Annotated in this window: 20 protein-coding genes; 7 read left to right on the top strand and 13 right to left on the bottom strand. The window is 63.4% G+C overall.

Features of this window, described 5'->3' with window-relative positions:
• Positions 1 to 50: 50 nt before the first annotated feature.
• Positions 51 to 1,367: a Y-family DNA polymerase gene (locus tag DW178_RS07680; RefSeq protein ID WP_286168597.1), complete on the top strand. Its 1,317-nt coding sequence runs from the start codon at positions 51 to 53 to the stop codon at positions 1,365 to 1,367.
• On the top strand, positions 1,360 to 1,713 hold the full coding sequence (locus tag DW178_RS07675) for a hypothetical protein (RefSeq protein WP_118350416.1): 354 nt from the start codon (positions 1,360 to 1,362) through the stop codon (positions 1,711 to 1,713). The genes DW178_RS07680 and DW178_RS07675 overlap by 8 nt, the downstream gene beginning before the upstream one ends.
• A 226-nt stretch (positions 1,714 to 1,939) precedes the next feature.
• On the opposite strand, the gene DW178_RS07670 is transcribed toward DW178_RS07675, so the two are convergent.
• The 5 genes from DW178_RS07670 to DW178_RS07650 form a co-directional block, all read right to left on the bottom strand.
• A complete protein-coding gene (locus DW178_RS07670; RefSeq protein WP_118350415.1) occupies positions 1,940 to 2,872 on the bottom strand; it encodes an FAD:protein FMN transferase in 933 nt (310 codons plus the stop codon).
• Between the two features lie 325 nt (positions 2,873 to 3,197).
• A complete protein-coding gene (locus tag DW178_RS07665) occupies positions 3,198 to 3,905 on the bottom strand; it encodes a hypothetical protein (protein ID WP_118350414.1) in 708 nt (235 codons plus the stop codon).
• Positions 3,906 to 3,923: 18 nt separating this feature from the next.
• Complete coding sequence (locus DW178_RS07660) at positions 3,924 to 5,771, bottom strand: FAD-dependent oxidoreductase (protein ID WP_118350413.1); 1,848 nt, start codon at positions 5,769 to 5,771, stop codon at positions 3,924 to 3,926.
• Positions 5,772 to 5,785: 14 nt separating this feature from the next.
• On the bottom strand, positions 5,786 to 6,277 hold the full coding sequence (locus tag DW178_RS07655) for an FMN-binding protein (protein ID WP_118350412.1): 492 nt from the start codon (positions 6,275 to 6,277) through the stop codon (positions 5,786 to 5,788).
• Positions 6,278 to 6,331: 54 nt separating this feature from the next.
• Positions 6,332 to 6,913, bottom strand: a complete 582-nt coding sequence (locus tag DW178_RS07650; protein WP_118350411.1) for a cytochrome c3 family protein — start codon at positions 6,911 to 6,913, stop codon at positions 6,332 to 6,334.
• 305 nt (positions 6,914 to 7,218) lie between these two features.
• Between DW178_RS07650 and DW178_RS07645 the strand changes: the two genes are divergently transcribed.
• Both DW178_RS07645 and DW178_RS07640 read left to right on the top strand, forming a co-directional pair.
• Entirely contained in the window at positions 7,219 to 7,806 is a 588-nt protein-coding gene (locus DW178_RS07645) for a TetR/AcrR family transcriptional regulator (protein ID WP_118350410.1), read from the top strand.
• A 126-nt stretch (positions 7,807 to 7,932) separates the two neighbouring features.
• Positions 7,933 to 8,919 carry a DUF5692 family protein gene (locus tag DW178_RS07640; RefSeq protein WP_118350409.1) on the top strand — a complete coding sequence of 329 codons (987 nt, stop codon included), beginning with the start codon at positions 7,933 to 7,935 and terminating at the stop codon, positions 8,917 to 8,919.
• A 323-nt stretch (positions 8,920 to 9,242) separates the two neighbouring features.
• Here DW178_RS07640 and DW178_RS11160 read toward each other — a convergent pair whose 3' ends face one another.
• From DW178_RS11160 to DW178_RS07625, 3 genes are all read right to left on the bottom strand, one after another.
• Entirely contained in the window at positions 9,243 to 9,458 is a 216-nt protein-coding gene (locus tag DW178_RS11160; protein ID WP_147363830.1) for a hypothetical protein, read from the bottom strand.
• Between the two features lie 164 nt (positions 9,459 to 9,622).
• On the bottom strand, positions 9,623 to 11,383 hold the full coding sequence (locus tag DW178_RS07630) for an ABC transporter ATP-binding protein (protein ID WP_118350407.1): 1,761 nt from the start codon (positions 11,381 to 11,383) through the stop codon (positions 9,623 to 9,625).
• Complete coding sequence (locus tag DW178_RS07625) at positions 11,380 to 13,350, bottom strand: ABC transporter ATP-binding protein (RefSeq protein ID WP_118350406.1); 1,971 nt, start codon at positions 13,348 to 13,350, stop codon at positions 11,380 to 11,382. Before DW178_RS07625 ends, DW178_RS07630 begins: the two co-directional genes overlap by 4 nt.
• A gap of 166 nt (positions 13,351 to 13,516) precedes the next feature.
• On the opposite strand from DW178_RS07625, the gene DW178_RS07620 reads away from it, so the two are divergent.
• Positions 13,517 to 14,503 (top strand): helix-turn-helix domain-containing protein, encoded by a 987-nt coding sequence (locus DW178_RS07620; protein WP_158574109.1) that lies wholly within the window; start codon positions 13,517 to 13,519, stop codon positions 14,501 to 14,503.
• Between the two features lie 184 nt (positions 14,504 to 14,687).
• Here DW178_RS07620 and DW178_RS11565 read toward each other — a convergent pair whose 3' ends face one another.
• Both DW178_RS11565 and DW178_RS11560 read right to left on the bottom strand, forming a co-directional pair.
• Entirely contained in the window at positions 14,688 to 14,822 is a 135-nt protein-coding gene (locus DW178_RS11565) for a hypothetical protein (RefSeq protein ID WP_286168595.1), read from the bottom strand.
• Positions 14,819 to 14,941, bottom strand: coding sequence for a hypothetical protein (locus tag DW178_RS11560; protein ID WP_286168594.1), 123 nt, complete (start codon positions 14,939 to 14,941; stop codon positions 14,819 to 14,821). The genes DW178_RS11565 and DW178_RS11560 overlap by 4 nt, the downstream gene beginning before the upstream one ends.
• A 335-nt stretch (positions 14,942 to 15,276) precedes the next feature.
• Here DW178_RS11560 and DW178_RS07615 point away from each other — a divergent pair, with 335 nt between their 5' ends.
• Positions 15,277 to 16,953 carry a SulP family inorganic anion transporter gene (locus DW178_RS07615; RefSeq protein WP_118350404.1) on the top strand — a complete coding sequence of 559 codons (1,677 nt, stop codon included), beginning with the start codon at positions 15,277 to 15,279 and terminating at the stop codon, positions 16,951 to 16,953.
• 482 nt (positions 16,954 to 17,435) lie between these two features.
• Here the strand turns inward: DW178_RS07615 and DW178_RS07610 are convergent, their stop codons facing one another.
• From DW178_RS07610 to DW178_RS07600, 3 genes are all read right to left on the bottom strand, one after another.
• Entirely contained in the window at positions 17,436 to 18,014 is a 579-nt protein-coding gene (locus DW178_RS07610) for a carbonic anhydrase (RefSeq protein WP_118350433.1), read from the bottom strand.
• Positions 18,015 to 18,105: 91 nt separating this feature from the next.
• The gene (locus DW178_RS07605; RefSeq protein ID WP_118350403.1) at positions 18,106 to 18,927 is read right to left on the bottom strand and encodes a nucleotidyl transferase AbiEii/AbiGii toxin family protein; all 822 of its coding nucleotides are present in this window, start codon (positions 18,925 to 18,927) and stop codon (positions 18,106 to 18,108) included.
• Positions 18,924 to 19,448, bottom strand: coding sequence for a type IV toxin-antitoxin system AbiEi family antitoxin domain-containing protein (locus tag DW178_RS07600; RefSeq protein ID WP_118350402.1), 525 nt, complete (start codon positions 19,446 to 19,448; stop codon positions 18,924 to 18,926). The genes DW178_RS07605 and DW178_RS07600 overlap by 4 nt, the downstream gene beginning before the upstream one ends.
• 295 nt (positions 19,449 to 19,743) lie before the next feature.
• On the opposite strand from DW178_RS07600, the gene DW178_RS07595 reads away from it, so the two are divergent.
• Positions 19,744 to 20,199, top strand: a complete 456-nt coding sequence (locus DW178_RS07595) for a C-GCAxxG-C-C family protein (protein WP_118350401.1) — start codon at positions 19,744 to 19,746, stop codon at positions 20,197 to 20,199.
• Positions 20,200 to 20,218: the final 19 nt, after the last annotated feature.

The raw sequence follows: 20,218 nt of genomic DNA, 5'->3' as shown, positions 1-20,218 counted from the left end.
TTCGATAATTGCTAGCGAACAAACGATGGAGAAACGGAAAGGATTGGCGGGTGACGGATTTGCGTAAAACCTCGGGTTGCGTTATATGCATCGACTTGAAGTCGTTCTACGCCAGCGTGGAATGCGCCGATCGCGGCCTTGACCCGTTCACCACCAACCTGGTGGTGGCCGACCCCGACCGTTCCGCAAACACCATCTGCCTTGCCATCACGCCGGCCATGAAGGCCGCCGGCGTGCGCAACCGCTGCCGCGTGCGCGACATCCCGCCGGGCATCGAGTACCTGACCGCTGTCCCCCGCATGAAACGATACATGCAGGTCAGCGGCGAAATCGTGGGCAGCTACCTTGAGCTTGTCAGCCCACAGGACCTGCAGGTGTACTCCATCGACGAGTGCTTCATCGACGCCGCGCCCTACCTGCGCCTCTACCGCACCGACGCGCGTACGTTCGCAAAACGCCTGATGCGCCGCGCCTTCGAGGTTTCGGACGTCACCGCCACGGCCGGCATCGGACCGAACATGTTCCAAGCGAAGGTGGCGCTCGACATTTGCGCGAAGCACGCCAGCGACGACATCGGCCAGCTTGACGACGAGTCGTTCAAGCGCGAGATCTGGTTCCACCGCCCGATCACCGACATCTGGGGCATCGGGCCGGGCATCGCCCGCCGCCTGGCCAAGCACGGCGCGTACGACCTTGCGGGGGTTTGCGCCGTCAACCCCAAGGTGCTGCGCCGCGAGTTCGGCAAAAACGCCGAATACCTTATCGACCACGCGTGGGGCCTGGAGGCGTGCACCGTCGAGCAGGCGCGCAGCTACCGCCCGCGCGCCCATTCGCTGACCAATGGGCAGGTGCTCATGCGCGACTACAGCTGCCGCGAGGTGGAAACGCTGCTGCGCGAGATGGTGCTGGGCAGCGCGCTCGAGCTGGTGGAGAAAGGCCTATGCGCCCAGTTGGTAAGCGTGTACGTGGGGTATTCGGCCAGCAACTTCCCCCACCAATCGTGGGAGAAGTGTGGGCCGCTCGGCGCCGCGGCCGCCGGCGCGGGCGGGTCGGCGAAGCTGCCCAAGCCTACCAACGCCGCGGACGCGCTGACCGACGCCGTGTTGGAAATCTACCGCGCCCGCGTAACGCCGGGGCTTTCCATCCGTCGCGTGAACATAGCGCTGGCGGACCTGATGCCCGTCGATAAGGTGCAGCCCACGCTGTTCGACGACGCCGCGAACGAGCGCAAGCAAGCCGCCTTGTCGCGGGCCATGGTGGATGTGCGCAAGCGCTTCGGCGCGAACGCGCTGCTGAAAGCCACAAGCTTGAAGGAGGAGGCGAACGCCATGGAGCGCAACAACCAGGTAGGCGGGCATCGTGCTTAGCCCTGATCAGGCACGCATAGCCGCCGGCCTGCCCACGCCAGACGCGTGGCCGGGACTGTCGGCCGACGAGCGCGAATACCGCGCGCAGGTGCTCGACCGCATAGCGCAACGCATAGCGGCCGACGGCGTGCGCGTATCGTTCCCCTCGCCCGACCGTGGCAGCCAGTTCATGCCCTTCGCAGCGCTAAAAGGCTACGAAGAGGTGATTGCCGAAGTAGAAAACGGCAACGTCGAGGAAGCACTTGATGCCGCCGACGCGCAAGCCGAGGAAGCATCCCTGAGATACCAACACGATGAAGTGTTCGAATCAATCAGAGAAGGGCTACGACACGAACGAAACGCCTAGGGCTTACAAGCTACGCTGCCCTCCACGATTGAATGCGGCACTCGTGAATCTTCGAAACAGCCTAGACAAGAACGCGGCTGGCATGGTAAAAAGATATCGGAGACATCACTTGATGTTTCCTCCAAGTAGCGGGGGGTGTCCTCCCGCATTTTTTATATTTGGGAAGAGCTGCATCGCATTTCTCGCGTTCATAGCAGCACCTCTGTGTACTTCCATGCATACATACCTACCCAACTCGCAGCCTTGCGCCTTTGGTGGTTATGCCAGTAGTTTTTAGCAGGCGGGCGTTGGTGGTTAGGAGGATGGCTTCTATGCCGGGGCTTTGCTCGGCGAAGGTTAGGGCCTGCTCGGCGCCCATGATGATGAGCGCGGTGGTGTAGCCGTCGGCGTCGAGCGACTTGTCGGCTATGACGGTTGCGGACAGCACATCCGTTTCCGCCGGTTTGCCTGTTCGGGGGTCCAGGATGTGGTGGAGCACACGACCATCGCGCACGAAGGACCGCTCGTAGACGCCGCTGGTCACTACCGACTTCCCGCGTACGGGAACGCTGGCGAACGATGCAGCTTGCAAGCTGCCGCCCGAAGGGACGGGCGCGCGCAGGCCTACGTTCCATGCGCTGCCATCGGGTTTGCTGCCCAAGCATGCCACGTTGCCGCCCAGGTTGATCACGCCGCTGGTTGCGCCACAGTGTTTCAGCAGGTCAATCACCCTATCTGCGATATATCCCTTCGCCATGCCGCCAAGGTCGATCGTTGTCTGCGGGTCGATGATACGCGCCTGCGTCCCCTCAACCTGCACGTTGTGCCAATCGACGTGCGCAAGCGCCTCGGCAATGGCAGCATCATCAGGCACAACGCCGCGCTTGAAATCCCATAGGCGGCACACATCTCCCATGGTGATGTCGAACAGCCCGTCCGTGCGCTCGCAATATCCCAGAGCAACACGCAAAACGGCGGCAAGCTCGTTGCCCACATCTACCCACTCGCCCGCTGCGGCGTTGAGCGCGGACAGGCGGCTTTCCGGATTGAAGCGACTCAGCAACAGCTCATATCGCGCGCAAAGCGCCTCGATCTCGCGCAACGCTGCCGCATCAACGTCGGCCGACACGGCGCACACGGTATCGAACGCCCGAAACGTCACGGAACCAAGCTCGCGCATGCCGCGCCTCCTCCCAAGATCACGATTCGCAAACCAGCAATCATCACGCGCATAGTTGGGGACCAGCTAAGCAAGCATCCACAATGGTACTGGGCGGTGAAGCTTACGCAGGTAGAGAACCCCCCACGCCGTTCAGTCAGAGAGGTTTGCATGAACAGAAAACCGTCGCACACTGAGCCTGCGCTATCGCTCACGCACCAGCAACGCAAACCTCGCCCTCGAACGGCGCAGGCGGCATCATCGCGAACCCCGTCATCCGCAAGCAACTCGCTCGCGTAACGCCGAAAAGGGGCTTTTGCGCTCCCGCAAAAGCCCCCGCACTTCCCTACTTCGTGAACTTGCCCGCCGCCAGCAGCAACGCCACGTTCACCACGCAGTCAACCGCCAGCAGACCGCCCACGGCCGCCATGTTCGGGCTGGCCGCATTGATGGCCGCGAACGTGAGCGCCGTCAGCACCATGACCACCGCGCCGCACGTAGCCGCCGCGCCCACCAGGTTCCAGCTCGCACGCCCGCCCGCACGCGAGATGCACGCGCACATGACCTGCGAAGCCGCACCCAGAAGCGTGCCCAAAAACGCCGTGAAGCACACCGCCGCCAGCACGAGCACGCCCGCTCCCGGCAGCTTGCTGCTCATGGAGCCCACCTGCACGCCGCTCAAAATGCCGCTAGCTACCACCAGCAGGCACACCAGCGACACCGCCGCCGCGGCCCAGCCCCATAGAAACGCTGCCGACGGCTTGCCGGCGCCCTGAACGCCCTTTGCGAACAGCGCCGCCTGCAGCACCGCGCCGGCCGCCGACACCATCAGCGTAAGCGCCGCCGCGAACAGGAACGCCACGAACGCCGAGCCGGTCAAGATCGAGCAAATCACGTCGAGCATGGGCACGCCCGACGCCGAGATGTAGTCGTACGCCAGCCATCCGGCGGCGTCCATCACCGCAAGCCCGATGCGGGCAAGCAGCGCCACCACCAGCGCGATGGCGAACAAGATGGCGTACGGTCGCGCCATCGTGCGCATGGAATCCTTCATTTCCGTCACGCCCCTTCCCTACTTCGCGCCTTGCAATTCGTGCTCCACGGCCGAAGTGCCGCACAGGTACCCGCCGCAAAACGCCAGCCCCACGTCGCCCATGAGCGAGCCCAGGATCGGGTCGCCGATGTAGCTGTTCTCGCCGCACGCGCCGCCGGCGGTGTGCCAGCCGGCGTACAAACCGGGGATGACCAGGCCGTTCGTGCCCACAACCTGCATCTGGTCGTTGATCAGCAGGCCGGCCTTCGTGCCGTACAGGTTGCCGCCGATGCGGCAGCCGTAGAACGGCGGCTTCACGATGGCGTGCAGCCACTCGGGCGGCATGGGGTACATGAAGTCGTCCTCGCCGCGCTCACAGCACTCGTTCCACTTCGCCACCGCGCTTGTGAGCACGCCGGGTGCGAAGCCCAGGTCGGCCTCCAGCTCCTCAAGCGTGTCGCGGCGCTTGAGCACGTCGGCGTCGATGGCGTCCTGCACGCCGTGATGCCAGTCGCGGTAATGCTCGGGAACCTTGTCGATCTGCTCCAGGTCGGGCGTGATGAGCTTGCGGCAATGCTCCTGCGCGAACCCCGCCAGGTGATCTTCGTAATCGGCGTCGAAGACGATGTAGCTGCGATGCCCCGGAGGCGTCATCTGGATGGTGGCCAGGTCGCCCAGGGCGTAGATGGCGTTCGCGCCGTCCTCGGCCACGCGGCTGTCCATATAGCGAAGACGGTTGCCGCAACGGTCGATGGTCAGCCACGGCTGGCGCGAAAGCTGCGTCATGCCGTCGTACAGGAAACGCGCCCACTGGCCGCCTTCGGCCTGCCAGTCAACGCCGCCGTCGAAGCTGGCCGAGCTGTTGAACCCCGACACGTCGGCGCCCGCGCCCAGGCCCATGCGGAAGCACTCGCCCGTTTCGCCGCCCACCAGGTAGCTTGACGCGCAGCCCATGGCCGCCGTGGGGATATACTTCTCCAGCAGCGCCTTGTTGTTGCAGAAGCCGCCGGCCGTCAGGATGACGGCGCCCTTAGCGTGGATGTACACCTCGCGGCCAAAATCCTCGCGCGCCACCAGGCCCACGATGCGCCCCGAATCGTCGCGCACCAGCGCCGTTGCCGGGCACTGGAACTTGTAGCACACGCCGTTTCTCTGGCCGAACGCGAACATGGCGTCGGTAGCGTCCTTCATCTTCAGCACGTGGTGATCGAGTGTGGCGTTCTTCGGCGCCACGTACACCGGCACCTCGCCCAAACGCCAGCGCACGCCGCAGTCGGCCATCCAGTCCAGGCTTTTGCCGCCTTCGCTGGCGATCTTGTAGATGAGCTTTGGGTCGGCCGCGTAATGGTACTCGTCCATGGCCCAATCGGTCAGCGCCTGCGCGTCGAAGGGGTAGCTGGGGAAGGCGAAGTGCTTCTTGTTCTGGCCGGAATACCCGCCCAGGATGCCGCACATGCCCGCGGACTGCGCGTTGCCGCCGTGCAGGCCCAGCGCCTCCACGCAGATGACGTCGGCGCCCAGCTCGGCCGCGCGCGCGGCCGCGTTCAGCCCGCCGCCGCCCGCGCCCACCACGCACACGTCGCACTCGTAGTCCCACGTCTCGGGGACCGCGCGCGGGGCGATGGGCGTGGCGTCGTTTGCCGGGAACGCCGCGGCGTTGTGCTCGCGGTATGTGCCGTCCAAGCCGCTGGCGTTGGTGGCGGCGCTATCGGGCACGGCAACGTTCTTCGAACCGTCGGCCGTCCAATCGCCGATGACGCCCTGCTCCACAGCCAGCGCAGCCGCAGGCATGGCCGCCGTCGCCGCCGTGGTGCCCACTACGGCGCAGGCGGCGCTGAGGAAGCCGCGGCGCGTGATGCCCCGCGCTTCGCTATCGTGCTTGCTCATGTCCTCCCCTTTCGCTAGTTGCCCGACTTCGCCTGGTCGGCGGGCCCATCTGCCGCCTGGGTCAGGGCATCGTCGACGGCCTGCTTCACGCCCACGGTGGTGATGGTGGCCCCGCTGACGGCGTCGATGTCCGAGCCCTGCGCGGCCTCGATCATCTTGGCGAAGGTGCCGTCGCGCACCGCCTCGAACCCGCCGACGCTTTGCGTCTCGCCGTCCTGGGCGGTTTCCAGGCACGTGATGCGGTTGTCATCGACCAGGAGCGTGACGGTCACGTTGCCGGCCATGGCCTTGCCCGTGCCCGTGTACACCCCGTCGCGCAACGGCGTGTCGCACTTCTTGACCGGGGCGATCTGCACCACCGCGTCCCATGGATCGTCGGCGTGCATGGCCAGCTGCTCGGCGCTTGCGGCGTCTTTGGACCCCGAACCCTCGAACGATGCGCCGCAACCCGAAAGCCCCAGCACAAGCGCCGTCACGCCGCAGGCCGCTGCTGTCGTCTTCCTCATGTCGGTCCTTCCTTTCGAAAACCGGCTTGCCGAAACGCGGCAAGCGGATCTGCGCTACTTGGCCGGGCTGCTCCAGCCTTCCGGCACCTCCCAGCTATGGCACGTGTTGCAGTACATGATCGACTGGCCGTGCACGCTGTGGCAGTTGCTGCAATCGATGGCCTCGCCCTGATGCGACCTATGCGGGTTCACGCCCGCCTGACCACCCCAGTTCTCCGTGGCAGCGACCACGTCGTTCCAGTCGTGGCAGCCGGCGGTTACGCACTGCTGTTTGTCCGCGGTGATCAGCTGCGGCGCCAGGCTGCCGTCGGCGTTCGTCTCAAACGCCCCGGAAACCCACGCCGTACCCTCGTTGACCTGGGCCTCAAGCGTAGCCTCATGGCACTGCAGGCACGTGACGCCCTCCTGCTGGTGCGCCACGGCCAGCTGCGCATGGACTGCATCGCCCTCGCCGTAGTAGCCGCCCACGTAATAGTCCATGGGCTCGTGGCAGATGGCATTGCAGAAACTGGGCTGGTTGTGCCACACGTAGAACCCGCCGCCAGCGCACACAAGCACCACGGCCACCACCGCGCACACGATAGGGGCCCGGCGGCGCTTGCCACCCTTCGCCTTTGCCTGTTCGTTCGTCTCCATCACGCCCTCCTTTCACACTTGCATGCTTTTCGTTGCACCTGTGAACGTGATGGCCGCATAATAGCAAGATTTCTCCATCAAATGTTTGACGTTTCTGCAAATGTGTTCATTGACGCCACGTCAACGCGCCCCGTATGCTATGGCCATCGCAAGTACCCGAGGGGAACGGGAAACGCGATGCGCGCCAAGGGGAAAACAAAGCGCACAACTGGGGAAACACCCGCACGCCGCGGACGCGCACCCGGGAACGCAACGCGCACGGCGCGCAGCACGCAGCAAACGCGCACCAAGGGGAGGTGGCACGAATGAGCGACGAAAGGCGGCAGCAGATCGTCGATGCGGCGCGGCAGCTCTACGAGGAGCAGGGCCTGTCCGCCACAACGGTGAAGGACATCAGCGAGCGCTGCGGCGTGGCGCGGTCGCTGTTCTACCACTACTTCCGCAACAAGCAGGAGGTCACCTCCGCCGTCATCGACGATTTCGTGAACGACTACATCGAGTCGCTGCAGTTCTGGAACGAGCACCGCACCCCCGGCGATATTGAGGGCAGCCTGGCGGGCGTGGTCACCGTCATGCGCGTGGGCGTCTTCGAGCACTCCAGCTTCCGCCGCGCGCTCGACACGCACGAGAACGCGTCGCTGTACCTGGAGTTCATCAACCGCGTGGCCGACCGCATGGCAGCCTACTTCGTGGAAACCACCGTGCAGGACTACGCGCAGAACCACCCCGTCGACATCGATCACGTCTACGAGACGTTCTACATACTGATCATGGGCATCTGCGGCTACGTGCGAACGCACCGCGATGCGCCCGACGAGGTGCTGCGCGACATCATCGCGCAGACGCTTCACATGGAGCGCGAAACCAATCGAAAACCGGTGCAAACCGGTTAACGGTCACCAGCCAACAAAGGGAACAACCAGGTAAAACGCCTGGTGGAAAGGGCATCGCAAGCGGCCCCGGGCATTGTGCGCCCGAAATGCCGGATGCGAGAGCGTATCGACTCAAGGGAGGTCATCATGTTGTTCCAAGTCTACGGCGACACCGCCGTCTACCAGTGGATCGGATGGGTGGTGGTTTTTCTGGCCCTCATCGGGTTCAACGAGATCGCGCGACGCACGAAGGCCGGCGGCATCACCTGCTTTTTGGTGATCCCCGCCATCCTGACCGCCTACTTCATCGCCATCTACGCCGGCGCCGCCGCCGGTGCCGACTGGGCGCTGAACAACCCGACGTACCTGTACATGAACAGCTGGTTCCACTACGCGAAGCTCTACGCGGCGACCGCCGGGTGCATCGGCTTCATGATCTTGAAGTACCACTGGGGCAAGCTGGGCAACGCCGACTGGTTCAAGTGCTTCCCGTTCGTGATCGTGGCCATCAACATCCTGATCGCCGTGGTCAGCGACTTCGAGAGCGCCGTGCGCGCGTTCGGCACCACGTGGGTGTCCTCGGAAGGCGTCACCCTGTACGGCGGCTGGCACAACGTGTTCAACGGCATAGCCGGCCTCCTGAACATCTTCGTCATGACCGGCTGGTGGGGCATCTACACATCCAAGAAGAAGCAGGACATGCTGTGGCCCGACATGACGTGGGTGTTCATCATCTCCTACGACATCTGGAACTTCTGCTACACCTACAACTGCCTGCCCACGCACTCCTGGTACTGCGGCCTGGCGCTGCTTCTGGCCCCCACCGTGGCCGGCATGCTGTGGAACAAGGGCGGCTGGATCCAGAACCGCGCCTACACGCTGAGCCTGTGGTGCATGTTCTGCCAGGTGGTACCCATGTTCGCCAACGACTCCATCTTCGCCGTGCAATCGGTGAACAACCCCGACGTGAACCTGGTCGTCAGCGTGCTGGCGCTGGCCGCGAACGTGGCAGCCGTGGGCTACGTGGCCTACCGCGCCAAGAAGCTGGGCGTGAACCCCTACAAGCACGAGGTGTTCGTGGGAACGAAGGACTACGAGAAGGCCATGGCTCGCCGCGAGGACGTGGCTGCATAGGGAACGCGAAGGAGGTCTCGCTAGCGTGACGCGGCGTGGCGAAGGTCGGGAACGACCCTGCGACGCTGCGAAACGCAACGAAACGCACTGCTGCAAGGCATAGCAAGATGAGCAAGTCAAACACCGCTTCGCAAAACGAAAGCAGGCCGGAAGAGCGGATTTCCGGCCTGCTTGTTTGCTCCCGGCCTGCCTCGCAATCCGGGAGCTTACTTGTCATCTCCCAGCCCTACCTGCTTTCTCGGGCAGATTCTACATGCCATGCCGCTGGCGCATCTTGCTTGCGAATGACAGCGAACCAGGAAGGTGGTCGGCCGCAAACGGGCTTATTCCAGCCCTTCGCCACTGTACCTACCAGTTGCCTCGTCGTATCGCAACACGAGGACATGGCCGTTTTCCACGACATTGCCGTCGACATAGTAGTGCGAGGCGCCGTCGTGCCAGATTCCGCGATAGCCGGGTATTCCCGAGATGGTTTCTGTGGCGATGTGCCCGGCGATGACGTCCAGGTCGAAATGCCGGCCCACGTAATCGGGCATCATTGCGGTGAAGAACTCACCGATGCTGCACAGGACCAGCTGCGCACCGCGTCCTCGCGTGAACGCACCTCCGTCCCCTGTTCGCGGCTCAAAGTAGGCACAGGATGCGGGGGCGGCGGGGCGAGCAAGACGCGGCAGCGGCGAGGCAAGCCCCACCGCTGCTTGGGCTACAGTTGCCAGGTTTCGGTTTCCCTTTGCAGGGCCACCATCCGGGCGAATTCGCCGCCGGCGGCTTTCAGTTGCTCGGGCGATCCTTGTTCAGCCACTTGGCCGTCTTTGAGAACCACCACTTTGTCGGCGGCTTCGACCGTGCGCATGCGGTGCGCGATCACGATGACCGTTTTGCCTGCTAGCAGCCTTGAAAGAGCAGATTGCACCTTGGTTTCGTTCTCCACGTCGAGCGATGCCGTCGCCTCGTCGAGCAGCACGATGGGCGCGTTTTTCAACAGCGCGCGGGCAATCGAGATTCGCTGGCGCTCACCGCCGGAAAGCTTGGAACCGTTCTCGCCGATCTTTGTGTCGTACCCTTGCGGCATGCGGCTGACGAACTCGTCGCAGTTCGCGGCGCGCGCGGCGGCCAGCACCTCGGCGTCGGTGGCGTCGCGGCGGCCAAGGCGGATGTTGCCCATCACCGTGTCGTCGAACAGCAGCACGTCCTGGAACACGATGGCGTAATCACGCAGCAGCGTTTCGGGATCCACCGTGGACACGTCGACGTCGCCTACGCGCACCGTGCCGCCCGTGGCGTCCCAGAACCGCGCGGCCAGACGCGCACAGGTGGACTTGCCCGAGCCCGACGGCCCCACAAGCGCCGTCACCTGGCCTTCCCGCGCCGTGAAACTCACGTCGGCCAGCACTCGCTCCCCCGCTCGCCCGTCGTCGCCGGCGCCATAGGAGAACGCCACGTGATCGAACTCGATATCATGACCGGCCGGCGCGAAATCGGCCGTGCCCGAGGCCATGGGCTCCTCCATGATCGAACGCATGCGCGCCGCCGACGTCTCGGAGACGAACAGTTCGCTGACCAGCGCAAGCGCCTGATCGAACGGGGCATAGATGCGCGAGATCACCAGCAAGTACGCGAACATGACCATGAAGTCGATCTGGCCAGCGGCGATAAGGCTTGCGCCCGCAATGAGAGTGGTGGCGATCCCCAAACGCAGGATCGCGTACGCCGTGTTCACCAGCAGGCCGTTGGTCAGCTCGCCCTTCGCGCATTCGCGTTCGGCGGCGTCGATCGTGGCGTTCAGACCCGCCAGGTAGCGCCGCTCCTGGTTGGTGGCGCGGATCTCGCGCACACAGTCGAGCGTCTCCTGGATGCCTTGCGTCACCTTCAGCTTCGCCATCCTATTGCGCTCGAACACCGGCTTCATCGGCTTGCGCGTGGCGAACAACAGGGCAAAAGCCACCGGAACGCTCCAAAACGCGGCAATCGACAGTTGCCAGCAGAAGAACAGCGATCCCACGAACACGATGGATGTCGAGATCACGGCGCCCCACAGCTCACCGAGCACATGGCTGTAGGCGTGCTCCATCACCTGCACATCGCCCATGATGGTTTCGGTCAAATCCGCCAAGTCGCGCCGCCCGAAGAACGAAAGCGGCAGTTTGCGGAGGCGCTCGGCGATCTCGATGCGCTGATTGCCGCATTCCTCGTAGAAAATGCAGTAGGAGTAGTAGTACTGCTGCCAATTCGACAGCAGCAGCGCCACGAAGAACACAGCAAGGCCAATGGCAAACGGCACCGCGCCCGGCAGGTCGGCGCCTTCGGTCAGGTGCTTCACGAACCCGTCCATCACCTGGAACAGAAACGCCATGCCGGCCATGGTGACCAGGTTCGTGACGCACGTCCAGAACACGCCGCGCTTCACGCCGGACATGCCCTTGTCGGAAAGGAAGTACTTTTTCTTAAACGAGGCGAACATCATGCCTCACCTCCCTTCATGGCGGCCGCTTCCGTCTGCGCACCTGCGATTTTCCAGCTTGCGGCCTGCTCGTAGTCGGCCCACATGGAGGCGTACAGCCCGCCCGCTTCGACCAGCTCGGCGTGCGTGCCGCGCTCGGCCACGCGGCCTTGGTCGAGCACTACGATCTGATCGGCTCCCACCACCGTCGAGAGCCGGTGGGCGATCATGATCACCGTGCGGTTCTCGGCCAGCTTCGCGAACGCGCGCTGAATCAGAGCCTCGTTCTCGGGGTCGGCGAACGCCGTGGCCTCGTCGAGCACCACGATAGGCGCGTCCTTAAGGATCGCGCGCGCAAGGGCGACGCGCTGCACCTCGCCACCCGACAGGTACGCCCCGCCGGCGCCCAGGTGCGTGTCGAGGCCCTGCGGCAGCTTCGCCACGATGTCGTCGCATTGCGCGGCGCGCAGCGCGGCCAGCACCTGCTCGCGCGTGGCATCGGGCCTGGCTGCGCGCACGTTTTCCTCGAGTGTGCCGCTGAACAGCCGGTTGGTTTGGAAGACGAACGCGATCTTGTCCATAAGCTCATGCGGGTCGGTATCGCGCACGTCCACGCCGCCGACGAGCACACGCCCGGTGGTTGCGTCCCAGAAGCGCGGGACCAGGCTTGCGCACGTCGACTTGCCGCCGCCCGACGGCCCCACGAGTGCAAAGGTCGTGCCGGCGGGGACCTCGAAACTCACGTCGTCAAGCGCGTTGGTTTCGGTGCCCTCATAGGCGAACGATACGTGCTCGAACCGCACGTCGCCGCCCTCGATAGGTTGCGGGTTCGCGGGGGTTTCGAGCGGCTTCGCCTCCAAGATCGCGCGCACGCGGCCGAGGGAATCGCCAGCCATCTGCGACGCTTCGCTCATGAACATGAGCTTCGCCATGGCCGTGGGGATGACCGCCGAGAAGATGGCGTAGAAGGCGAAGTCGGCCACGAAGCGCGGGAAATCTGCTTCGCCCGGCGCCAGGATGAGCGCCACAGGAAGCAGGAACACCACCAGGCCGTTGAGCACCGACAGCTGAAAGACCTGCGGCTTTCGGCAGAACGTGCCCGCGTAATCCTGCGCCATGCGCGCGTAGTCGGCGATGGCGTCGTGGAATGCCTTGAAGGAGTACACTGTTTGCTGGAACACCTTCACCACGGGGATGCCGCGTACATACTCGGTGCCGGTTTCGTTCATGCGCACAAGCGCGCCCATGTAGCTTTTCATGAACTCCATGCCCTTGCCGGACATCATGGTCATGAGGCAGCAGATCGAAATCACGATCGGGACCAGACACGCAAGGCCAAGGCGCCAATCGAAGGCGAACAGCAGCGCGAACATGCCGACTACCATGGCGATCGAACCCGCCGCATCGGGCAACACGTGCGCGAGCAGCGATTCGGTGCTGGCAGCGCAGCCGTCGATCACGCGGCGCAGCTCGCCGGTTGCGTGCGTGTCGAAATAACCGAGCGGCAGGCGCATGAGGTGCTCGGTGGTTTGCTTGCGCATGTTCGACGCCGTGCGGAACGCCGCCAGATGCGTGCACATGAGCGCGAGGAAGTAGGCCGCGATCGAAGCGATCGCGCCGCCGATAGCCCACCAGCCGTACGCGGCGATCCCTTGCGCAGCCTGCCAATTCGGTGCGACTTCGATGAGATCGCGCGCGACAAGCCAGATGCACACGTAGGGCACGAAGCCAAGCAGCTGCGATACGGCGCTGAGCGCCAAGCCGACGTATGTGAGCGGTTTTCTGCCGCCCGCGAAGTCGAGGAGCTGGGCGATGTCGTTGCGTTTGGGGGCGGGTGTTGCCGGCGGGTCGGCTGCGGCGTTGGCGGCTATCGCGCCGACTGCAGAGGGCGCGTCGCCGGCGGCGTCGCGAGGTGCCGCGGCGGCGGGCTGAGCGGCTGCCTCTACGCCGGCGCCTTCGCGAGATGCCGAGCGGGGTGTTTCTTCGGCCATGGTCATTCCTTCCCTATTCGGGGTTTTTGCGCGGCGCGTTTGAGCGTATGCCGGCGCGAAATGCCCCTTGCTAGTTACCTTCGCGTAACCTATCATGCAAGGAAACCTTGGCAAACATTTCTGCCGAGCGTGTGAACGAAATCGTAACAACAGGAGACGAATCCGAATGACCGATGCTTCCGCCTACAACGCCATCCCACGCGCGATTCGCTCGCTTTACGAGCCGCAGCTCGAGCAGTTCGGGATCATCGTTCGCCGCAACGGCGAGGGCTGGTCGGGCACGGGTCGGAGCACGTGGGGCCGCGGGTCGATCTGGGGTATGCCCGTCGGGGATTTCTGCATCGCGTTCAGCCACGAGGTGTATATGGAACACGATATGGCGCTGGTCGAGTCGCCCGAGAGCGCGTATGCGTGCGTGTGCATGGTGTCGGAGGATTCCAAGGCCACCATGCCGCGGATGATCGACCGGCCGCGGGCGCTACTCGACGGGTCTCTGTACTCGTTTGTGCAGCCCGCGGGCTCGTTTTCCGGCACGCTGCACCGAGGCGGCCTCTATTCGTCGCGCTGCATCTGCTTTCTGCCGCAATACTTCGAGGAGCTCGATCGGCGCTGGCCAGGTGCGTTCTCGAGCATGTTCGAGCGGTTCGGAGGCACGTGGGACGAGGTGCAATCGCGCATCATCATGTCGGCGCTGCTAGGGACCGGGCCGCAATACCGGCCAGGTTCGGCGCTGCTCATCCAGGCGCGCATCGAGCAGATGGTGGCGGCGTTGGCCGAATCATGCGCCGGCGATGACGCTGCGCGTTGCGACGCTTCGACGCGCGAACGGTCAGGGCTTGCCCTTGAGGCGCAAGCCGCCATCGAGCGCATGCTCGACGAGGGGCGCGCGCCCGGCCTGGACGAACTTGCGAGCATGCTGTTCGTGAGCCGATCTCACCTATGCGCGGCGTTCTCGCGCGAGATGGGGCAAAGCGTTGGGCGATACGCCAAAGCGCGCCGGATCGAGCGCGCAAAGGTCCTGCTTGCAAGCGGCGATTCAGTCGCGTACGTGGCCGCACGCCTGGGTTGGCCGCGACCCTCGGCGTTCTCGCAAGCGTTCAAGCAAGCAACCGGGACCTCCCCAACCGAATGGCGTGATGCGCACGAGGGGTAGCTGGAAGGCGGAACGGACGGAAGAGGCCCGCGAGCAGGGTGTTCGCAAGCAGCCGCGCCCGGAGCCTCTCGCGGACGTTCAGCCGACCCCGTTCGTGAAGGCGGGCTCATCGTGCTTCGCAAGCGCTCCGCGCGAACGCGTGAACGCACCTCCGCCCCCTGTTCAGCCATCCCCTGTTCGCATGTCAGCCTGCAACGGTTTGCACCCATTCCACTAGCGGCTCGAAGTCCCATGCGCCATCGGCGGTGCCGCCGAATCTAGCAACCACGGCGGAGTGTATCGCCAGGGCCTCGTCTTTGGTGATGGGTCGGAAGCTCATTTTGCAAGCTCCTCGAACACATCAGCGTACTCGTCCATGAAGTCGATGGCCACATCTACAGCCGATGCTTCCGCCTTGGGCGGCTGGATTACAACCCTACGGAAGGACTTCAGGGCCATCGCCCTTGCATGGAGTGTCGCAATTGTAGGTTATTTCCCTACAATTGCGACATCTTACGACATCCCGCTTGCGTTCCATCCCACTCGTGTCGCCCTAAGCGCGTCCAATCACCGTGCCGGCCCCCTTCTTGCTGGCGATTTTGTGTGGTCGGGCGGTAGGCCGCCGCGCCGCGTTACCATAAACACCCTCTTGCGGCTAGGCATGCCGTACAATCCGAAGACACACAACGCTCCATCCGGGGAAACGGCCCGGCTGGGGTTTTGTTGTCTCCGGTGCCCGGCTGGGCGCGCTGCAAGGGTTTTGAAACCGACCATCCCGACGCGAAACGAAGGCCATGCAGCGAGACAAGATCAAGCCCATATTATTCAGCATCATCAAGCACTCCAGCAAAGAGGAGCTGCGCCGCCAGATCCCGAAGGACATCGTCTCGGGCGTGGTGGTGGCCGTGGTGGCGCTGCCGCTTTCCATCGCACTGGCCATCGCGTCGGGCGTAGGCCCTGAGCAGGGACTTTACACCGCCATCGTCGCGGGCTTCCTGATCGCGTTCTTGGGCGGCAGCCGCGTACAGATCTCCGGCCCCACGGCCGCCTTCGCCACCATCGTCGCGGGCATCGTGGCCACCGACGGCATGGAGGGCCTGGTGGCGGCCACCATCATAGCCGGCGTGATGCTCGTGCTCATGGGCCTGCTGAAGCTCGGCACGCTCATCCGCTTCGTTCCCTACACGATCACCACCGGCTTCACCGCGGGTATCGCGGTGACCATCGTGATCGGGCAGAGCAAGGACCTGCTGGGGCTGACGTACCCCGCCGGCACCACCACCGTCGACACCACCGACAAGCTGGGCGCTCTGGCGGCCAACATCTCCACGGTGAACTGGCAGGCCGTGCTGGTGGGCGTGGTGTGCCTTGCCATCTTGATGCTGTGGCCGAAGGTGTCCAAGCGCATCCCCGGCTCGCTGGTTGCCGTTATCGTGGGCGCCGCCATGGTGCCTGCGTTCGGCCTGCAGGTCAACACCATCGGCGACCTGTACACCATCGAGGCGGGCCTGCCCACGCTGCAATTCCCCCAGCTCAGCCTGGACCTGTTCCGCGACGAGCTTGCCAACGGCATCACCATCGCCATCCTTGCGGCCATCGAGTCGCTGCTGTCGTGCGTGGTCGCCGACTCCATGATCTCGGGCCACCACCGCTGCAACACGGAGCTGGTGGCGCAGGGCGTGGGCAACATGGGCTCGGTGCTGTTCGGCGGCATCCCCGCCACGGGCGCCATCGCGCGTACCGCCGCCAACGTGAAAAGCGGCGGCCGCACGCCCATCGCCGGCATGGTGCATGCCGCGGTGCTGCTGCTGGTGCTGGTGTTCCTGATGCCCTACGCTGCGCTCATCCCCATGCCCACCATCGCCGCTATTCTGCTGCAGGTCGCCTACAACATGTCGGGTTGGCGCAATTTCGCCCACCTTTGCGCCACCGCATCGCGCGGCGCCGTGGCCACGCTGCTGCTGACGTTCACGCTGACCATCGTGTTCGACCTAGTCACCGCCATTGCCGTGGGCATGCTCATCACGGTGGTGCTGTTCATGAAGATGGTCTCCGAGGAGACCGAGGTGAAGGGCTGGACGTACTTCTGCGACAAGGACTCCGAAGTCACGCACCTGCGCGAGCTGCCCAAGAGCGTTCGCGTGTACGAGATCAACGGCCCGATGTTCTTCGGCATGACCGACCGCATTTCCGACATCTCGGTGAAGGACTTTACGAAGTACCTGATCATCCGCATGCGCGGCGTGCCCTCGCTGGACGCCACGGGCATGAACGCGCTGGAGAACCTGTACGAGTACTGTGCGGAAAACGGCGTGCAGCTGATCTTCAGCCACGCAAACGAGCAGCCCATGAGAACCATGCGCCGAGCCGGCTTCGTCGACCTGGTGGGCGAGGACCGCTTCCGCCCGAACATCGACGACGCTATCGCCTACGCTCGCACCCAGCTCGAGCAAGAGGAGAAAGCGGCGTAAGGCGACCGCCAGGGATGATGGGCTCGCTGGCCCGACGGCCCCGTGAGCAGGAGACGGAGGTGTGTCCATGTAGGGAGCCCGCCAGCCTTCGCGGGCCCGCTGGCCTCGAAAACCTGCAAAGAACCTAAGAAAACGCAGATGCGCCCGCGGAATTCCGCGGGCGCATCTGCGTTCCAGTAGGGTTAGTCCCATTTGCTGCCAAAAAACGCGTGAGTGCGTGTTCTTGGGCTTGCGCAGGGCATCCAGGGGCTCACTATTGCGAATGTATCCTGATAGAAAGGCGTGAATCCGCGCATTTCAGCGCGTTGGAAGCAGATTATGCACAGGACGACCAGTAGCGTCCTCGCGTTTACACGCACTCGCGCAATTTTTGGTAGCAACTCCCCGAACCCCCTACCAAATCTGGGCGACACATAGGGAAATAGGAACGCCCCACGGGCGGGCCAAACGAACTAACAGCTGCCAGCCATTCGTTTCGGTTATTACTCCAAAAACTGGACTTCGCCGGTGTCGGTTCGGTATAGGGCGCCTATTACCCGCAGGCCGTGTTCGGCTTCGTCGGTTCGGACTTTACGGCTTTCCTCGATGCGTCGCACGCTGTGCGCCACGTTGGCCAGGCAGGCTGCGGCTTCGTCGGTTTCGTCGCCGATGGCGTCGGCTATCTCGTCGGTGATGAACTTCACCGTTCCATAAGGCTCGTGGTACATGGCGGCGTCGACGGCGCCGCAGCCCGTGTGGCCCAAAACCACCACCAGGTTGCAGCCCAAGTGGTCTTCGGCGTACTCGATGCTGCCCAGCTGATGTTTGTCAACCACGTTGCCGGCTACGCGGATGACGAACAGGTCGCCGATACCCGCTGAGAAGATGGCCTCGGGAATCACACGCGAGTCCGAGCACGCCAGCACGATGGCGTACGGGCGCTGGCCTTCGCGAAACGTCGACTGGCGCAGCTCCGGCGACACATCGCCCTGCGCTTGGCTCGCGTTCAGATAGCGGGCATTTCCCTGGCGCAGGCGCTCAAGCGCCTTATCTACCGTAAGGTTGCAGGTTTCGTGGCTCATGGCGACCTCCCCTTTCGTTATGTTCACGCTCAGCTTACCGCGGTGGGTGAGCTTATCGGAGCAGCTTTGGCTGGGCTTTTCGGCAAGCAAGCTATAAAGCCGAGTCGATTCGAGCAATCAGCTCGTTTGCCCATTGAACCGCATCGTCGACGTTTTCAATCACGGGCAAACCATCGGAAAGGCTCTCGTACAAATCGCTCCACCCATCTTGCTTGATAACCACCGGCGGCCACGATTGCGCCTTTCTATACGCGAACAATCTTTCGCAAGTCTTTCTTGTGGCGGAAAGATCGACGTCAGCCCTGCCGATAATCAGCTGGAGGTCGATGAGATCACGAGCTCTGTCGCCCGGTCCCGACGCTGCATGAAGCTTCTGGGCGATTTGGTGATCAAGAGGCATCAGCGGAGCCTTGCCCGGTGATGGAAAGCCCATCGCTTCAAAGAGCCTACCCGCATCGAGCAGCTCAGCCCAATCGATGATTTCGGCGTCACCTATTTCGTTATGGCCCACCTCGAGAGGAACAGTGCACCAGGGTTTTCCCAGGTAGTCGAGCTTCACATCATAGGGTTGCATTACATATTGCAAAGGGACCCCTTCGGGAGAGGCGGGTTCTCTTGGAGTTACCCGGCCAGAGAAGCCTTCCCATCCAGTTCGAAGATTCGAGTCAAGTTGGGCAGCGTAGCGCATCGGATCTAAAGCCGTGGCGGTATCGAGATCGGTAGTAAACCTCGTCTCAGCATCGCCGAAACGCATCTTGAGCGCGCTGCCGCCCTTGACGACTCCATCGGGGAGCATACTCGCTACAATTGCATTGGCCATCACCGTGCGCGCCTGCATGAAGCCTTGCGGAGTATTTCCGCTGAGCCTTCTTATTGCATCGTCAAGGTGGCGCATGCTGTTGGGCTTCTTCATAGCGACAGCTCCTTTTCTATTCGATTTGCCTCATCTTGCGTGATGTAGCCTTCCTCGAGGGCTTTGCGCAGGGCTTTGCCGGCACGTAAAGGCCCCATAGTCTGCGCCGCGGCTTCAATGGCATCCGGGATGGGCTGGCACGCTATTCCTTCGAGGTACACGGGGCATGTTCCCGTCACGTGCTTCATGGTCACACCTGGCCCCAAATCGCGTCGGCAACGTTTTGGGGACGCCAGTCGCATCTTCGTAGGATCGGTGGGGGCAAGCCCCAGCAGCGCCACGACGGATTCGCCGTAGAGAAACGCGTCTTCGCCTGCAGCCTTCACGGCAATGGCGTAGGGAGCTTGCGGCTGAGAGGGCCAAATAGGCATACGATATACGCCACGCGCCACCCTGACAAGCTTGCCCAGTTTTTCCTGCTGCACCATTTCCGCTCTTGACATGCCGAGATCCGCTGCCTCCGCTGAGGTTATCAGCCCAAAATCATCGACGGCTTCGTATATGAGATCAATTTTTGCCATGTCGGTAGTATAGCGTATCTACTATACTTTTGACATTTCAAATATATAGAATACTGCTAGTGAAGCTGGATTGGGTTTATTGCTTCGTAAATCGAACCTCGCCAGTGTCGGTTTGGTAGAGAGCGCCTACTCCACCCGCAGGCCATGCTCTGCGTCATCGGTCCGGGCTTTGCGGCTTTCCTCGACGCAGCGCAACTCAGCATACCGCGGTGCGCAAACCTGAACGCATTTCTGCCGACAAGCTGCAGAACCTTAGCGGTTACAATAGGGCAAACCTAGGGGGAAAGGAACTGCCATGTCGAAACAGGCGATTTTGGAACTTGACCACAATGCGTGCAAAACGCAGGCGATGGCGTATCTCGAGCAGGGCTTCAATTGTGCGCAGGCGGTCGCTTGCACGCTGGCGCCGGCGATCGGGCTTGACGTTGACCAGACGTTTCGCATGATGGAGGGCTTCGGCGGCGGCATAGGCGGCTATACCGAGACCTGCGGCGCGGTATCGGGCGCCGTCATGGCGGCCGGATGGGTCAAAAGCGCCGGTAGCGAAAACCCCGTCAGCAAGATGGAAACGTACCAGCTGGCCGACCAGATGTGCGCGCGATTCAAGGCGCAAAACGGCACCACCATCTGCTCGGAGCTCAAGGGCATCGGCAACCCTGCGGGGCCGCTTCGCTCCTGCCCCGGCTGCATCCAAGACGCCATGGACATCGCCATCGATGTTCTTCAGGCGGACGCGCGCGCTGGCGAGTAGCTTCACCGGGACGTTGCGC

Source organism: Eggerthella sp. AM16-19 (genome assembly GCF_003474385.1).
GTDB lineage: Bacteria > Actinomycetota > Coriobacteriia > Coriobacteriales > Eggerthellaceae > Senegalimassilia.
Note: the sequence above shows the minus strand (reverse complement) of the source record. Positions and strands in the feature narration are given on the sequence as shown.

Excerpts from the sequence above, each read along its gene's own strand:
- DW178_RS07670 (WP_118350415.1), bottom strand. The coding sequence starts at position 2,872 with ATGCGCGAGCTTGGTTCCGTGACGTTTCGGGCGTTCGATACCGTGTGC.
- DW178_RS07665 (WP_118350414.1), bottom strand. The coding sequence starts at position 3,905 with ATGAAGGATTCCATGCGCACGATGGCGCGACCGTACGCCATCTTGTTC.
- DW178_RS07660 (WP_118350413.1), bottom strand. The coding sequence starts at position 5,771 with ATGAGCAAGCACGATAGCGAAGCGCGGGGCATCACGCGCCGCGGCTTC.
- DW178_RS07655 (WP_118350412.1), bottom strand. The coding sequence starts at position 6,277 with ATGAGGAAGACGACAGCAGCGGCCTGCGGCGTGACGGCGCTTGTGCTG.
- DW178_RS07650 (WP_118350411.1), bottom strand. The coding sequence starts at position 6,913 with ATGGAGACGAACGAACAGGCAAAGGCGAAGGGTGGCAAGCGCCGCCGG.
- DW178_RS07645 (WP_118350410.1), top strand. The coding sequence starts at position 7,219 with ATGAGCGACGAAAGGCGGCAGCAGATCGTCGATGCGGCGCGGCAGCTC.
- DW178_RS07640 (WP_118350409.1), top strand. The coding sequence starts at position 7,933 with ATGTTGTTCCAAGTCTACGGCGACACCGCCGTCTACCAGTGGATCGGA.
- DW178_RS11160 (WP_147363830.1), bottom strand. The coding sequence starts at position 9,458 with ATGATGCCCGATTACGTGGGCCGGCATTTCGACCTGGACGTCATCGCC.
- DW178_RS07630 (WP_118350407.1), bottom strand. The coding sequence starts at position 11,383 with ATGATGTTCGCCTCGTTTAAGAAAAAGTACTTCCTTTCCGACAAGGGC.
- DW178_RS07625 (WP_118350406.1), bottom strand. The coding sequence starts at position 13,350 with ATGGCCGAAGAAACACCCCGCTCGGCATCTCGCGAAGGCGCCGGCGTA.
- DW178_RS07620 (WP_158574109.1), top strand. The coding sequence starts at position 13,517 with ATGACCGATGCTTCCGCCTACAACGCCATCCCACGCGCGATTCGCTCG.
- DW178_RS11565 (WP_286168595.1), bottom strand. The coding sequence starts at position 14,822 with ATGAGCTTCCGACCCATCACCAAAGACGAGGCCCTGGCGATACACTCC.
- DW178_RS11560 (WP_286168594.1), bottom strand. The coding sequence starts at position 14,941 with ATGGCCCTGAAGTCCTTCCGTAGGGTTGTAATCCAGCCGCCCAAGGCG.
- DW178_RS07615 (WP_118350404.1), top strand. The coding sequence starts at position 15,277 with ATGCAGCGAGACAAGATCAAGCCCATATTATTCAGCATCATCAAGCAC.
- DW178_RS07610 (WP_118350433.1), bottom strand. The coding sequence starts at position 18,014 with ATGAGCCACGAAACCTGCAACCTTACGGTAGATAAGGCGCTTGAGCGC.
- DW178_RS07605 (WP_118350403.1), bottom strand. The coding sequence starts at position 18,927 with ATGAAGAAGCCCAACAGCATGCGCCACCTTGACGATGCAATAAGAAGG.
- DW178_RS07600 (WP_118350402.1), bottom strand. The coding sequence starts at position 19,448 with ATGGCAAAAATTGATCTCATATACGAAGCCGTCGATGATTTTGGGCTG.
- DW178_RS07595 (WP_118350401.1), top strand. The coding sequence starts at position 19,744 with ATGTCGAAACAGGCGATTTTGGAACTTGACCACAATGCGTGCAAAACG.